Annotated in this window: 13 protein-coding genes; 6 read left to right on the top strand and 7 right to left on the bottom strand. The window is 65.9% G+C overall.

What is annotated here, in order from left to right:
• Positions 1-56 precede the first annotated feature (56 nt).
• A complete protein-coding gene (locus CCK87_RS17845) occupies positions 57-1,052 on the bottom strand; it encodes an ABC transporter substrate-binding protein (RefSeq protein ID WP_086462756.1) in 996 nt (331 codons plus the stop codon).
• A 405-nt stretch (positions 1,053-1,457) separates the two neighbouring features.
• Between CCK87_RS17845 and CCK87_RS17840 the strand changes: the two genes are divergently transcribed.
• Both CCK87_RS17840 and CCK87_RS17835 read left to right on the top strand, forming a co-directional pair.
• Complete coding sequence (locus tag CCK87_RS17840) at positions 1,458-3,014, top strand: sugar ABC transporter ATP-binding protein (protein ID WP_086462755.1); 1,557 nt, start codon at positions 1,458-1,460, stop codon at positions 3,012-3,014.
• 48 nt (positions 3,015-3,062) lie between these two features.
• On the top strand, positions 3,063-4,103 hold the full coding sequence (locus CCK87_RS17835) for a LacI family DNA-binding transcriptional regulator (RefSeq protein ID WP_212638261.1): 1,041 nt from the start codon (positions 3,063-3,065) through the stop codon (positions 4,101-4,103).
• Here CCK87_RS17835 and CCK87_RS17830 read toward each other — a convergent pair.
• The 4 genes from CCK87_RS17830 to CCK87_RS17815 are packed head-to-tail and all read right to left on the bottom strand — an operon-like array spanning position 4,100 to position 7,847.
• Positions 4,100-4,765: a DUF1345 domain-containing protein gene (locus tag CCK87_RS17830; protein ID WP_249273978.1), complete on the bottom strand. Its 666-nt coding sequence runs from the start codon at positions 4,763-4,765 to the stop codon at positions 4,100-4,102. The two genes, CCK87_RS17835 and CCK87_RS17830, sit on opposite strands and share 4 nt — an antisense overlap.
• Complete coding sequence (locus CCK87_RS17825; protein ID WP_086462754.1) at positions 4,762-5,172, bottom strand: hypothetical protein; 411 nt, start codon at positions 5,170-5,172, stop codon at positions 4,762-4,764. Before CCK87_RS17825 ends, CCK87_RS17830 begins: the two co-directional genes overlap by 4 nt.
• A 39-nt stretch (positions 5,173-5,211) precedes the next feature.
• Entirely contained in the window at positions 5,212-7,005 is a 1,794-nt protein-coding gene (locus tag CCK87_RS17820) for a GGDEF domain-containing phosphodiesterase (protein ID WP_086462753.1), read from the bottom strand.
• Positions 7,006-7,007: 2 nt separating this feature from the next.
• Entirely contained in the window at positions 7,008-7,847 is an 840-nt protein-coding gene (locus CCK87_RS17815; RefSeq protein WP_349290002.1) for an alpha/beta hydrolase, read from the bottom strand.
• Positions 7,848-8,041: 194 nt separating this feature from the next.
• Between CCK87_RS17815 and CCK87_RS17810 the strand changes: the two genes are divergently transcribed.
• The 3 genes from CCK87_RS17810 to CCK87_RS17800 are packed head-to-tail and all read left to right on the top strand — an operon-like array spanning position 8,042 to position 11,970.
• Positions 8,042-10,255, top strand: coding sequence for a glycosyltransferase (locus CCK87_RS17810; RefSeq protein WP_086462790.1), 2,214 nt, complete (start codon positions 8,042-8,044; stop codon positions 10,253-10,255).
• The gene (locus CCK87_RS17805) at positions 10,252-11,547 is read left to right on the top strand and encodes a glycosyltransferase (RefSeq protein WP_086462752.1); all 1,296 of its coding nucleotides are present in this window, start codon (positions 10,252-10,254) and stop codon (positions 11,545-11,547) included. The genes CCK87_RS17810 and CCK87_RS17805 overlap by 4 nt, the downstream gene beginning before the upstream one ends.
• A gap of 24 nt (positions 11,548-11,571) precedes the next feature.
• Positions 11,572-11,970: a phage holin family protein gene (locus CCK87_RS17800; protein ID WP_086462751.1), complete on the top strand. Its 399-nt coding sequence runs from the start codon at positions 11,572-11,574 to the stop codon at positions 11,968-11,970.
• 54 nt (positions 11,971-12,024) lie between these two features.
• On the opposite strand, the gene CCK87_RS17795 is transcribed toward CCK87_RS17800, so the two are convergent.
• Positions 12,025-13,458 carry a hypothetical protein gene (locus CCK87_RS17795; RefSeq protein ID WP_086462750.1) on the bottom strand — a complete coding sequence of 478 codons (1,434 nt, stop codon included), beginning with the start codon at positions 13,456-13,458 and terminating at the stop codon, positions 12,025-12,027.
• Positions 13,455-13,727 carry a hypothetical protein gene (locus CCK87_RS17790; RefSeq protein WP_140162921.1) on the bottom strand — a complete coding sequence of 91 codons (273 nt, stop codon included), beginning with the start codon at positions 13,725-13,727 and terminating at the stop codon, positions 13,455-13,457. The genes CCK87_RS17795 and CCK87_RS17790 overlap by 4 nt, the downstream gene beginning before the upstream one ends.
• A 113-nt stretch (positions 13,728-13,840) precedes the next feature.
• Here CCK87_RS17790 and CCK87_RS17785 point away from each other — a divergent pair, with 113 nt between their 5' ends.
• Positions 13,841-14,377, top strand: a complete 537-nt coding sequence (locus CCK87_RS17785; RefSeq protein ID WP_086462748.1) for a low molecular weight protein-tyrosine-phosphatase — start codon at positions 13,841-13,843, stop codon at positions 14,375-14,377.
• Positions 14,378-14,417 lie beyond the last annotated feature (40 nt).

Here is a 14,417-nt window from a genome sequence, read left to right as displayed (position 1 = left end):
AGCCCATTCGGTTCCCCGAGCCGGGTGGCTCGGGGAACCGAATGAGCGGGGGTGAATTAGAACTTGCGGTCGGGCAGCGCCTCGGTGGCGGCCTCGGGCGAGTCGAAGGTCACGCTGGGAACGACGATGTCGGACTCGACCTTGTCACCGGCGAGGGCCTTGTTCACCACGTCGATGGCCGTGTCACCGAACAGCGGGTTGTACTCGGCGACGAAGCTGAGGCGACCTGCAGCGAGCGCTTCGAGAGCAGCCTTCGTCCCATCGATCGTGATGATCTTGACGTCGGTGCCGGGCTTCAGGCCCGCCTCTTCGACGGCCAGTGCGGCGCCGAGGCCCATCTCGTCGTTCTGTGCGAACACGAGCTGGACGTTGTTGTTGTTGGCCTTGAGGATCGTCTCGAAGACGCTCTTCGCCTCTTCGGTCGACCAGTTGGCGGACTGGCTCTCGAGCTTGGTCATGTTGGCATCGATCGTCTCGTCCCAGCCCTTGTTGCGGTCGTTCACGACCGACAGTCCGGGAGGTCCTTCGAGCACGACGTAGTTGGCTCCGTCGGGGAACTGCTCGTTCGCCCACTCGGCGGCCGAAGCGCTGATGCCCACGTTGTCGGGAGCGATGTGGCTCGTGTAGAGCTCGGTGTCGTTCGGCTCGATGCCACGGTCGAGCAGCACCACGGGGATCTCAGCCTCCTTGGCACGCTCGAGGATGCTCTCCCAGCCGGTGGCCTCCGTTGCCGACAGCAGGATGGCGTCGACACCCTCGTCAATGAACGAGGTGAACGCGGTGATCTGCGAGTTCTGGTCACCGTTGGTCGCCGGAGCGTACTTCAGATCGAAGCCGTTTTCCTTCGAGAACGAGTCCTGGATGTTCTTCTCGTTGGCCGTACGCCATCCGCCCTCGGGGCCGACCGCGACGAACCCGATGGTCTTGATGTCACCGCCGTCGCCCGACGCGTCGTCTCCGCCGCCGCTTGCCGAGCAGGCGCCCAGGCCGAGGGCGACTGCCCCCACCAGAGCGAGGCCTGCGATGGACCTGAATCGGGGTGTCTTGAACATTGATCTCCTCCTTGAGACCGGGCGGCGACTGTCGTGCGCCTCCGGAGTGAATGTGAACCGTGATTGGTGCAATGGGCTTTGGTTGTGAGGGCTAACAATTCGCTCGGCCGGGCGGCTCTTCAGGGGAGCTTGTCATCTCGTCCCTGAGATCCTTCGGCGTTTTGTGAAAAGTTGTTAGCGCTCACAGTTTGCTTAGCCGAGACGATATCCGCGTCCTGATCCTTGTGTCAAGCGAGTGCAGCCATGGCCTTGGTAACGAATGTGCAACGGAGCGTGGGGGTGTGAGCCGCCGTCCTCTCTAAGCCGTCTCGACTTGTGCATGCCAAATGTGAGCCCTAACATTCCCACTGGGAGCACGCGTCCTCGCGTGCACGAACGAGGAGGTTCCCCCGTGACGACTCCTCGATGGAGGCGAGTGTGAACGAGGCAGAGCCCGTCATCCGCTTCACCGATGTATCTGTCACGTTCACCGCCACACGAGCTCTCGACGGCGTCGACTTCCGCTTGTTTCCGGGCGAAGTCCATTCCCTCATGGGCGAGAACGGCGCCGGAAAAAGCACTCTGATCAAAGCTCTCACGGGTGTTCAGCAGATCCACGGCGGAACGATCGAGATGGACGGCCGAACGGTGTCCTTCTCGACTCCCGGCGCAGCCCAGCGCGCAGGAATCAGCACCGTCTACCAGGAGGTCAACCTCCTACCCAATCTCACCGTCACGGAGAACGTGATGCTGGGCCGTGAGCCGCGCACACGTTTCGGCGGCATCGATTGGCGCTTGGCCCATGCCCGCACGCGTGAGCTCCTCGCGACCATGCGCCTCGACGTCGATCCGCGGTCGATGCTCGCCGACCACTCCCCCGCGATCCAGCAACTCATCGCCATCGCCCGGGCCATCTACGTCGACGCACGCGTTCTCGTACTCGACGAGCCGACATCCAGCCTCGACAACGACGAAGTGACAGAGCTGTTCCGCATCATCGCGGGCCTCAAAGAGTCTGGCGTCGCCATTCTCTTCATCTCGCACTTCCTCGATCAGGTCTACGAGATCTCCGACCGCATCACGGTTCTGCGCGACGGGCGACTCGTCGGCGAGTACCTGACCCCCGACCTTCTGCGCATCGACCTGGTGCAGAAGATGGTCGGCAAAGACCTGCCCGCGTTGGCGACGATTCGCGAGCACACCAGCAACAGCGATGTCGAAGAGGGCCTCTCTGATGAAGAACCCCTGATCAGCGCCATAGGCCTGGGCCGCAGAGGGGCGATCGAGGCCTTCGATCTGCGGGTCTACGAAGGCGAGGTCGTGGGCATCGCAGGGCTTCTCGGCTCCGGGCGTACCGAACTCGCGCGCCTCCTATCGGGAATCGACCGCGCCGACAGCGGGGAACTCCTCGTCGACGGCCGGGCCGAACGCCTCACGAATCCGCGCAAGGCCATGCAGAATCGCATCGCGTACGCATCCGAGAATCGGCGCACCGAGGGCATCATCGGCGATCTGTCGGTGCGCGACAACATCGCTCTCGCCTTGCAGGCCGACATGGGATGGTTCCGGCGCATCCCCCGCCGTCGTCAAGACGAACTGGCCGCCAGCTACATCCAGGCCATGAACATCCGCCCTGCCGACCCCGATGCGCTGATGGCGACGCTGTCGGGAGGAAATCAGCAGAAAGTCCTGCTCGCGCGCTGGCTCGCCATTGCGCCGCGCCTCCTCGTCCTCGACGAGCCGACCCGTGGCATCGACGTCGGCGCCAAGGCCGAGATCCAGACGCTCGTCTCCGACCTCGCAGACAACGGGCTGTCTGTCGTCTTCATCTCGGCCGAACTCGAAGAGGTGCTGCGCATCAGCCACCGCATCGCGATCCTGCGCGACAAGAGAAAAGTCGCCGACCTCGAGAACCACGACCTCACGGTGGCGAGACTGCTCACCATCATCGCCGAGAACTCGGGCGACGGTGATGATGACTGAGCCACAGCGTGGGTCGGCTAGTGTTCGATTCACGACACGATCACGGGCGTGGCGCTGGATAAGGTGGACTACGTGACGGAAGAGGCGCCGCGCCAAGCGACGATCTTCGACGTGGCCCGACTGGCGGGCGTGTCACATCAGACGGTCTCGCGAGTGGTCAACGACCTGCCGAACGTCCGATCCTCCACCCGCGTACGCGTCGAAGAGGCGATCAAGAAGCTTCGCTACGTGCCCTCCCCCGCGGCGCGGGCCCTCGTCACTCGACGATCGAGAACAATCGGGCTGATCGCCACGGGCGGGCCGGAGTTCGGGCCGTCGTCTACGGTTCTGTACTTCAATGCCGCGGCACGCGACGCTCGCTGGTCGGTCTTCACCGCAAACATGACCGACAGCGATCCCGGATCCATCCGAGGGGCGGTCGAGGCCTTCCTCCGGCAGAACGTCGAGGGCATCGCCGTCATCTCCGGCCACGAAGGGTCGGTCGACGTCGTTGCCGGCATGGAATTGACGATTCCCCTCGTGGCCCTCGAAGCGACTCCCCACGTCGGTCTCGCCACGGTCGGCGCCGACCAGTACAACGGAGCGCGCAACGCCGTGCGGCACCTCATCGCCCTGGGCCACCGCGGAATCGCGCACCTCGCCGGCCCGGCCGACTCGGTCGACGCGCGAGAGCGCGAGCGCGGATGGCGAGACGAACTCGGCGCGAACGACCTGTCGGCCCGGGTGATCGGTGTGGGCGACTGGTCCCCCTCATCCGGACACCGATTCGGCGAAGCCTGCGATCTCACGGGACTCACCGCCATCTTCGCCGCGAACGACCAGATGTCGATCGGTCTGATCCACGCGCTCAACGAACGTGGGCTCACCGTGCCCGCCGACATGAGCATTATCGGCTTCGATGACATTCCCGAAGCGGCATATGTGACTCCACCGCTCACCACGGTGCGCCAGGACTTCGAGACGATCGGCCGTGACATGCTCAGCACACTGCTCGCGCGCATCGAGGGTGACCGCTCGACCGAGCTGCCGCAATCACTCCCCGAGTTGATCGAACGAGCGTCGACCGGCCCCGCGCGGAGTGTGGCTTAGTTCAGCAGGCTCGACACGAGATTGATGGTCGACGCCACGACCACGACCCCGAGCAGGAACGACAACAGAGCGTGTCGCAACGCTTCCGCCCGCAGCACGGAGCTCGTGATGTTGGTATCGGAGACCTGGAAGGTCATTCCTAGAGTGAATGCCAGATACGCGAAGTCGAGATAGCGCGGCGGCTCCTTCTGGTTGAACTCGATGCCGGCCCCGCCGGCGCGATAGTAGAACCCCGCGTAGCGCAGCGTGTACACGGTGTGCACCAGCCACCACGAGGCTGCCAGCGTGGCCAAGGCGGTCGCGACAAGGCCCAGCGTGGCTCTCTCGCCGAGCTTGCCAGCCTCGATCAACAACAGCGCGATCGCACCGAAGCTGGCGATGCTCGCCAGGATCAACAGCGTCTGCGCCATGCGTTGCGAGGGATCCTCTCTGCTCGCGTGAGCAGCAGTGTCGGCGGCACTCAATCGCAGCACTGACAGCCATACCCACACGGTGAAGGTGCCGGCGGCAGCGATCCAGCCGATCGCGGGGGCGAACACCCACGATCCGGCAATGCCGGTGACCGTGAAGACGACGGCGAAGATGATGAGCACCACCGTGGCCCGCACCCCGGCGCGGTGCCAGAAGTCCGTGAAATCCCGTGGGCTGTTCTCGGCACTCACGAGATGGGCCTGATTCTCGCCATCGCCCGGTCGGCTGCGGCCTCCGGCTCGCTCGACACGAGGATGCGCATGCCCGGTTCGAGCACGACCACCTGGTCTCCGTAGCGCGCGGCTATCGACGCCCGCTCCCAGATGAGAACGCACTCGAGCGCCAGCTGGGTCGTGATAGCCCAGGGCTGCCTTGTCGCGAAGAGGGTGAACGAGCCCATGGAATACCCGCCGAGCTCGGCGAGTTCGCCCTGGAGGCCCGCCATTCCGACGACCTCGAAGTCCACTCGGGGCAACGTAGATGTATTCCTCTTGAGGAATGTGACGACGAACAGTCGGGCGGCCACGTCGTGCCTGTCGGCGTGCAGGATGCCGCGAGGCCCGTCGTACGGAGGAATCGGAGCGTCGGTGACGGGCATACGCATGACGCTACAGCCTGCGCATCTCTATCAGCCTGATCAGCTCACCGGCGGTTGCCATGACTCCAGAGCTTCGTCGGCCAGCGGCATCGAATAGAAGTAGCCCTGAATGATGTCGCATCCCATCTCGGTGAGCCGCTCCAACTGCTCGCGAGTCTCGATGCCTTCGGCGACCACACTCATCCCCATGGCATGGCCGATGTCGATGCAGCTGGCGACGATGGCGGTGTCCTCGGCCGAGACGCCCAGCCCCGAGACGAACGAGCCATCGATCTTCAATTCGTCGACGGGAAAGTCCTTGAGGTAGGCGAATCCCGCGTAGCCGGTTCCGAAATCGTCGATCGAGAGTCGAACGCCGTGGCTGTGCAGCAATTCGAGGTTTCGATGAGCGCTCGGGCTGTCGGTGATCAACCCGCTTTCGGTGATCTCGAGCGTGAGCAGAGCGGGGTCGAGGCCACTCTCGGCCAATAACTCGCCGATCATCTCCGCGAGCCGTGGATCACCCAGCTGGCGGGCCGAGACGTTCACAGACATGGTCACGGGCAGCGCGTCGGGGGCCGCGTTGAGCCGCACGCATCTGTCGATGGCCGTGCGGCACGCCCACGCGCCCAATTGATTCACGAGACCAGACCTCTCGGCCACATCGATGAAGCCTGCAGGTCCGATCAGCCCGCGGTCGGGATGATGCCAGCGCATCAGCGCCTCGTAGCCGTGCAGTCGCCCCGTCTCGACGTGGAGCTGGGGTTGATAGTCGAGGCGAAACTGGGCTTCCGCGAGCCCGTTGCGGATCTCGCCCAGCAGCCTGATCTCATTGACGGCCGAGTCGTCCCCCACAGAGGTGAAGCGTTTCCAGCGGTTGCGGCCCGTCGCCTTCGCTTTGTACATGGCCGTTGTGGCCTGGCGCACGTGCAGCTCGGCGAGGTGCGCGAAGCTCGCGGGCCGATCGCCTTCGGCTCCTGACGTGGCGGCGGTCGACACCCCCACGCTCGCCGTCACCACGATGTCGAGGTCGTCGACCCTGATCGCACCGCTGACGAGTTCCAGGATCCGCTCTGCCAGGGGCACGCCGCGGCCGCGACCTGATCCGACCACCACGAACTCGTCGCCCCCGACTCTCGCGCAGAGAAATCCTTCCTCGGCGAGACCCGCGAGTCGTTGCGCGATCGCTCTCAAGACCTGGTCACCGGCGGCCTGCCCCAAACTCTCGTTCACGACCCTGAAGTGATCGAGGCCGAGAGCGATGGTGACGAGCTCTCTCTCTGACGGCGCGGAGCTCACGAGGCTGCTGAATCGAGGCATGAGACCCTCTCGACTCAGTAGAGAAGTCAAGGCGTCGAACTGTGCCGATTGCGCGAGATCGTCTTCCGCCTCACGCCTCAGCACGTCTGATTTCTCGGCGTGACGCACCGCGCTGATGACGTGTTGCTCCTCTGCCGTGCGCTCCCTGCGAGGAGTGAAGAGAAAGACCGTCATGCCGACGAGCGAAGCCCCTTTCTGCGTCTTCGTCTCGGGGCCCTTGTTCACCCGTGAGGCCGAGAGGTGAACGGCCAGCGCCTCGCGGTTTTTGCCCAGCACACTGAACGACATGTCTGAGACGCGCCCTTCGAGGTAGAGCAGCGGCACGGTGCGCGCCGAGAACAGGATGCGGTCGGCCGGCGGGAGGAGTCGGGTGAGAGACGTTCCGACCAGTTCCTCCCGGGAGAATCCTGTCCACGTGAGCATGTGATCGTTGACCTGCACGATCGTGTTGCTCGAATCCGTGATCACGATTGCACCCGGCCCCGATCGGAAGAGCGTCTCGTAGTCGATCTGCACCGCACCCTGTGTCGGCATGATCAGCGCTCGGCCAGAAACTGCAGGATCGCGCGGGACGTCTCTTCCGGAGCACTCACCTGGGGCACATGCCCCTCCGCCTCGAGAACGACGACCCGCGCTCGGGGCATGTGCGCCTCCATGTAGTCGCCCACATGGAGTGGAGCGAGAGAGTCGTTCGTGCACTGCACGATCAGGGTCGGCACCTCGACCCGCGGCAGCAGCGGGCGCACGTCTGAGAGGAAGGCCACCCGGGCGAACGAGCGCATCACCAGAGGATCGAGGCGGCAGAAGCTCTGCTCGAGCTCGTCGGTCAGTTGGGGCACCTCGGGGTTCTTCATGATCACCGGCGCCATCATCGCGGCCCAGGCCAGATGGTTGTCGTCGAGCGACTCCATGAGTCCGTCGATGTCGGCGCGACTGAACCCGCCCTCGTAGTCGGCGTCGGCGTCGTCGATGTACGACGGCGTCGGTGCGAGGAGCACGAGATCACGGAAGATCTCGGGTGACTTCACGGCCGCCGCGATAGCGAGCATCGCAGAGAAGCTGTGGGCGATCAGGGTCACGTCGGTCAGGTGCAAGGCATCGCAGAGTTCGAGGAGGTCGTCGACATACTGATCCAGAGTCGAGTACTTCACGGCGTCGTAGTGGGAGAGAGACGATCTGCCCGAGCCCACGTGGTCGAACAGGACGACCCGGAACCGGCCTTCGAAATGGGGCAGGAGGCGCGAGTACATGGTCTGGTCGCAGCCGAAGCCGTGAGCGAGCACCAGCACCGGAGCGTCCTCAGCCCCGGAGATCCGCACATGATTGCGTTCTATAACGTCGCCCGCCCTGGCCGAGGCGTCCTGCATGCGTGCCATAACATCCACCTTCGCACATGCACGACTTCTCGTGTGTGGTGAGCAAGCGCCTGTCAATGGCATTGCAGCGCGAATCGAAGTCGCGTGTACTCGAAGAGTTCGAGTCCGATCCGTCGCAGCGACGGCTCCGAATAGACCCGCGACATCTCATACTCACGAATTCGGATCACCCGCACCATGGAAACACCGCATCGATGGAACTGACCGCCGCCCTCGACCGTCTTCGTCGAACTCCTTTCCTCCTCGATGTGGTGCGCGCCGCCGATGATCTCGCGCTGACCGCATCGCGGGCGGGCGGTCGCCAGGCGGTCGGCATCCTGCGTCGCACCATCGACGACGAGCAGAACCAGCTCGTGGCGATAGCCGCCGTGCACGCGCTCGGCCGGGTCTTCGACGACGAGGCTGACGACGCGCTGTCCGAGCTGCTCTCGAGTAACCGGGCGTTCCTGAGAGAACACGCCGCCTGGGCGTTCGGCAGCCGGCTTCCGCGCTTGGATGCCGTGTCGCGTCTCGTCGCCTGCGTCGTGCAGGCGGGCTTCACCGGCATGCTCGCGCAACGCACGCTGCAGCAGTGGGGCGTGTCGGCCCCGGATCACGTCGCGTTGGCCCTCGAGGGCGCGCTGGTCGCAGAGCGCGCGAGTGACGTCCGCACCCGGCTCGTCGAAACGCTGGGACTCGTCTCCGGACGGGTCGCCGGACGGGCTCTGCGCGAGATAGCGTCCGACACCTCCGAGCACGATGACGTGCGGATCGCCGCGATCGCCGGACTCGGTGACCGCCGAGGCGACGAGCGTGGACTCATTCTCGTGCGTGACCTCGCCTCGGTCGACAGCGATGCCGACGCGACGGGATCGCGGACGATCGCCCATGCGGCACGGTTGGCCCTGATCGACCTCGGGGACGCGCCCGCCGCCATCCGACTCGGCGACGGCCTCACGGTCGCCCAGCTCTTTCTTCACGCCGATATCGACCGTGGACTCACACGCGCCGGCGCCGGAGACAACGGGGGAGTGGCGACGCTGCTCGTGCGCCTCGGAGACGCCCTGGCGAACCTCGACGGCATCGACCGCGTGCTCACCATGTCTCGAGGAGACGCCGGCGCCGCCGCCGACAGCCTGCTCGACCTCGCAGCGCGCACCGGCGCCGACCACGACTTCGTTCCCGTTCCCCTTCTGTCGGAGCCGAGCCCGCAAGCCCGCTCGTGGCACACCAGGGTCGCGGCCGAGCGCGGCATCCGTCGCGCGCTCACGGCCCTGGGCCCTGTCGACGTTCTTCATCTGCGGATGGCCGATGTCGGCAGCATGGCCGCGTCGAGCGTGGCCCGCGAGTTGGGCATCCCCGTGGTCTTCACGCTGGCGCCCGATCCTCACGGAGTCATCCGCGCACTCGACGTCGCGGGCTCGCTGACCGCAGCCAACTTCGGTGACATCGACGAGCAGGAGCACTACTGGTTCCGGCACCGGCTCGTGCAGCGTCTTGCCGCCGACTCCGATCACATCGTGCTGTTTCCCCGGCCCGCGTTGCGTGCCGAACTGCAGGAGCTGCTGGGCATCGATATCGACGAGTCACCCGAGCGCTACACCGTGGTGCCCGAGGGAATCGACCTCGCGACCATCGACGATGCGCTGATCGAGGTCGAGGCCCGCAACGCCGCCCGCGCAGACACCGCCCGCGCAGACGCCCTCGATGCACACGACGCCCTCGACGGGCTCGAGGAGCTGGTCGCCGCCCTACCCGAGCACCGTCGCGGCCTGCCCATCGCGTTGAGCGTGGGCCGCCTTCACCGGGTGAAGGGTATGGCGACCATCGTCGAAGCCTGGGCGACGGATGCCACCCTGTTCGACACCTGCAACCTCGTGATCGTCGGCGGCGACCTTGTCTCGCCCTCCGCCGACGAACAGTCGCAACTCGATGCGATCGACCGCGTGCTGCGCGAGAACCCTCAGGCAGCCGACGGGCTCGTTCTCGCCGGACACCGTCCCAACGACGTGGTGTCGCGCTGGCTCGCCGCGACCCGACTCGGATCGGGCGATATCGTGGGCGCATCCGGCATCTACGTGTGCGGCAGTCTGAAAGAGGAGTTCGGCATCGCGATTCTCGAAGCTCTAGCGGCGGGACTCGTCGTCGTGACGCCCGACGCGGGTGGTCCCGCGACGTACGTCGACGACGGCGTCACGGGCATTCTGGTCGACACCGGCTCGGCCACGGGAGTGCGTCGCGGCATGACGGAGGCCGTGCGAATCGCGGCCGAGGACGATTGTGACCGGGTGGCGGCGGCACGCGGCATCGTGCGGGATCGCTTCACCGTGCAGGCCATGGCTACGGCTCTCGAGCGGGTGTACACGAACGTCGCCGCGAACAGGCGCGTCGAGGGCCTGCCTCTGTCGAGCACGGGCAACGCCTCGTGACGCTGCTCGTCATCAGCCCGGATTACGCGTCGCACCTGCTGCCTCTCGCGACCCTGGCCACGGCCTGGCTCGACAGGGGAGACGACGTGGTCGTCGCATCCGGGCCAGCGACCTCGTCGATCGCGTCGTCGTTCGGTTTTCGCTCCGTCGAGCTGCGACTCGGTCGCGGCTCCAATCCGGGAACGATCCGCGCCGAGGAACAGCCGGCGGGCGAAGACGACTCCCTGCGCGGCTTCTTCGATGCCACTCGACGGGGGCTCGTCGACACCCTCGCCTATCAGGCCTCTCAGCGCACGACCGATCTGCTGTGGCAACCGCTCGATACCGCGAGCGCCGTCCTTAAGGTCATCGACGAGGTGAAGCCGGATGCGGTGATCGTCGATCATCTCGCCTTCACGGCCCGGCTCGCGCTGCAGGCCGCGGGCATCGAGCACGCCGATGTCGTGCTCGGTCACCCGACAGCACTGCCCATAGCCGGAGAGGTATACGGCTATCCGACATCGTGGCCGCGGGCCTTCGAGCCCGACAGCGACGCGCTCGAGCGTCTGCGCGCCAGCTGCATCGTCGTGCGCGACCGCTTCACCGAGCAGTGGAATGACGCGCTCGGTGTGCTCGATGCGAGTGCCGCCTCGTCGTCGGACGCCTTCGCCGAGCACGGCGACACTCTGCTGCTGAACTACCCGGGCCAGTTGCACGACCCGGAGCGCACCGCGCAACTCGCTACGCATGCCTTTCTCGGCTCCGCCGTTCGCGATGAGCCGGCTGACCCTGAGGTCGACGCCTGGCTCAGCGCGGGAGGGGCGCCGATCGTCTACGTGAGCTTCGGCAGCTTTCTCTCTGTTCGCGCCGATGTACTTTCTCGAGTGGCCGACGCGCTGAGGCAACTCGATGTGCGGGTGGCACTGGCCATCGGATCAGCCGACCGACGAGAGCTGGGAGAGCTGCCCGACACGTGGCTGGTGCGCGAGTTCCTGCCGCAGGTCACGATGCTCAAGCACGCCGCTCTCGCGGTGACGCACGGGGGCAACAACAGTGTCACCGAGGCCGCGACGGCCGGGGTGCCGATGCTGGTGCTGCCGTTCTCGACCGATCAGTTCGCCGGCGCAGAGGCCGTGGAGTCGAGGGGCTACGGTCTCGCATTGGCCCCGAATACGGCCTCGGTTGACGAACTGCGCGCAGCAGCGCAGACGCTCCTCACCGCGACGGAACTCCGTGACCGTAGCCGCCTGCTCGGCGCCGAGCTCCGCGCAACACCGGGCCGTGACAGAGCGTACGAGGCGCTGTCGAGCTAGCCGACGAACTGGAATACTGGGCGCATGCGCAGATTTCTCGTCTCTCTGGTGGCCAACGCGATCGCCCTGTGGCTGACCACGCTCATCGTCACGGGCGTCACCGTCGACCCCTTTCAAGACGACACCCTCGGCACGATCCTGTCGTTCCTCTTCGTTGCACTGATCTTCGGCGTGGTCAACGGGATTGTCGGTACGGCGATCCGCGTCGTCGCGTTCCCTCTGTACATCCTCACCCTCGGGTTGCTCTCACTGGTGGTCAACGCTTTGCTGCTGATGCTCGCAGCCTGGTTCTCGCAGCTCTTCGGGTTCGGACTGATGGTGGCCGGCTTCGGCTGGGCTGTTCTGGGCGCCCTCGTGCTCGCCATCCTCTCGGCGATCATCGGTTCGATCCTGCGCCCCCTCGCCGGCCGCGACAAAGACTGACCGAACTGACGGGGCCTGCTCGCGGCCGACAGGGGGTGCCACTCACGACGCCCCTCACCTCTCGACCCGCGTGGCGCGATATTCGGTGGCCGTGCCCGGCGCTGTTCCCGACAAGAAGGGCGCTGCATCGTCGATGAACTTCTCGACCCTGCGGTCTTTCGATGCGTCGACCAGCCCTGCCGTCTCGCGGTACGCGCCCAGATCGTGCGAGGGAAAGGCGTCGCCCGTGGGGATGGGCGCATCGTCGTAGAGGGTGCGGCGCACCAGTACGCGGTCGTCACCGGATGCCGTGTCGAGGCCACCGATGGCAGGAACGAGATCTTCGCTGTGCGCGATCGTAAGTGTGGGCGCTTCGGTCTCGAGTTGACCCACGGGTGAGCCGAGGGTGACAACGCCCTGCACGTTGTAGTCACCGGACTGCTCGAGTTGCACGGCCAGAAGGCCGCCCTGCGAGTAGCCGACCTCGAAGACCGGGTCGCCCGGCTGGATGCCCGCATCGCGCATCGCCTCGACAGCGGCGCGGTACGAGGCGCCGTCGCCCGCACCCATCGACGTGACATTGCTCGTCATGTCGAACGCCTCACCGGTCGGCAGGGCGTTCATGTCGACGGTTCCGCCGAGATAGACGATGTACGACGGATCTCCGTCGGCGTCGACGTACTTCTCGACCTTGATCTGCGATCCAGCGCTGCTCGTGACCGGCATCCGAGACGCCAGGTCGGAGATGCTGGAAGGTGCTGTAACGGGCGACGTCGCGATCCTCGTCGTGCGCACGGGCGTCTCGACGAGTGGCCGACGGCCTGCCGCGCCCGCGCCCGCGACCCCTGCCGCCACGAGGATGAGCCCCGCGGCCTCTCTGATGCCGAAGAGACCGAGTCCATCGTCGCCGATGACGGCGCCCGCTCCGGGAGGAACTCCGAGGAGCCCCGCGATGATGTCGTCGCTCGAGGAGAAGAGCAGACGAACGGCGGCCGCGACGGCCGGGTTGTTGGCGAGTTCCGGATGCTCGCGCATCCACTCGACGACATCGGCAGGATTCTTCGAGGTGCCCGGCCGCAAGGCGAGACCCGCCAGCACACCCGACCCTGCTGCAGCGAGAAACGGCGCGCCGGCCAGAAGGAGGAACGGCGCGATATGCCCGAGCACGTTGCCGACCACACCGGAGGCCATACGCATTCCGTCGATCATGGCGTTCTCGACGATTCCGTACGCCTCGGCAGCCAAGCGCAGAGAGAAGTCGAGCTCGCCCGCGGAGCGCGACGCCTGTTCGAGCTCGTGCGCCGCCTGCAGCACCAGCGTCGGCACGGTCGGCGTCTGAGCGGCCACCAGCGGATCGAGGCAGAGCTCGAGCCCCCGCAGCCGACCGGCAGCCGCGAGCGCCTCGGTCTCGATGAACCTCAGCCGAAAGGCGGTGGTCGCGATCTCGTCTGTCGATACGGCAAAGCTGCCCCCGCCAGAGACCACGAGTTCGTCGGTGTCGGGGGTCATGGGGTCGTTCCGAGCCTCTCGATGGCTCCCGCCAGCATTCCTGAGATCTCGTCGAGCGCCGACGACACGCGGCGAACGTCAGCTGCAACGTGCTCGCACCTCAGATCGAACGACCGTCGTGCGAGGCCCTGCCAGCCAGGTGCATCGTCGCGCACAACGGCGGGCACCAGCTCGGTGCAGAGGTCGAGGCTCAGCGCCTGCACCGTGGCCCTGTCGTGCTCGAGGGCGGCGCTCACGTGGGTCAGAAGGGGGTTTGGATGATCTGTCACGGCACCAGTGTCATCGCCCGAATCCGTCATCGTGCCGCCGTGACGGGTATCAGGGGAGTGGCGATGAACAGACGGCTGATGTGGAGGAGAGGAAACTGCACCAAGATAGAGGCATGCCCCCCGAGCGAGACGAGATTCCCCCTGGAGTCTTTCGCGTCTGCATGGTCTGCACGGGCAACATCTGTCGTTCTCCCATGGCCGAGATAGTGCTTCGCGACATGGTCCAGAAGGCCGGCCTCGGCCATCGCGTCTCGGTGACCAGCGCCGGAACGGGCGAATGGCACGTGGGGGAGCAGGCCGACCCGCGCACGATCGACGCCCTCGCTGATCGCGGTTACGACGCATCCATGCATCGGGCCAAGCAGTTCGACTCGTCGTCTTTCGACGAACTCGACCTGATCATCGCGCTCGATCGCACCCACGAGCGCGCTATCCGCTCGTGGGCATCGAGTGATTCCGACAGATCGAAGATCAGACTGCTCACGAGCTTCGACACCTCCCCGGGCCGCCAACTCGACGTTCCAGACCCCTATTACGCCGACCCGGCCACGTTCGCCTCGGTGCTCACCACCATCGAGCAAGCCTGCGCGGCCCTGTTCGCCCAGCTCGAGCCGGCGTTTCGTGCGCCGCAGACATCCACCCACGCTTGACCGATGCGGCCCGACGGCCGCCCAGCACTGGAGTTACCCC

This window comes from Agreia sp. VKM Ac-1783 (assembly GCF_900177765.1).
Lineage (GTDB): Bacteria > Actinomycetota > Actinomycetes > Actinomycetales > Microbacteriaceae > Agreia.
This window is presented reverse-complemented; position numbering and strand designations above follow the sequence as displayed.

Coding starts and splice junctions, on each gene's coding strand:
- CCK87_RS17785 (WP_086462748.1), top strand. CDS start 13,841: ATGCCCCCCGAGCGAGACGAGATTCCCCCTGGAGTCTTTCGCGTCTGC.
- CCK87_RS17800 (WP_086462751.1), top strand. CDS start 11,572: ATGCGCAGATTTCTCGTCTCTCTGGTGGCCAACGCGATCGCCCTGTGG.
- CCK87_RS17820 (WP_086462753.1), bottom strand. CDS start 7,005: ATGCCGACACAGGGTGCGGTGCAGATCGACTACGAGACGCTCTTCCGA.
- CCK87_RS17825 (WP_086462754.1), bottom strand. CDS start 5,172: ATGCCCGTCACCGACGCTCCGATTCCTCCGTACGACGGGCCTCGCGGC.
- CCK87_RS17815 (WP_349290002.1), bottom strand. CDS start 7,847: ATGGCACGCATGCAGGACGCCTCGGCCAGGGCGGGCGACGTTATAGAA.
- CCK87_RS17840 (WP_086462755.1), top strand. CDS start 1,458: ATGGAGGCGAGTGTGAACGAGGCAGAGCCCGTCATCCGCTTCACCGAT.
- CCK87_RS17845 (WP_086462756.1), bottom strand. CDS start 1,052: ATGTTCAAGACACCCCGATTCAGGTCCATCGCAGGCCTCGCTCTGGTG.
- CCK87_RS17795 (WP_086462750.1), bottom strand. CDS start 13,458: ATGACCCCCGACACCGACGAACTCGTGGTCTCTGGCGGGGGCAGCTTT.
- CCK87_RS17810 (WP_086462790.1), top strand. CDS start 8,042: ATGGAACTGACCGCCGCCCTCGACCGTCTTCGTCGAACTCCTTTCCTC.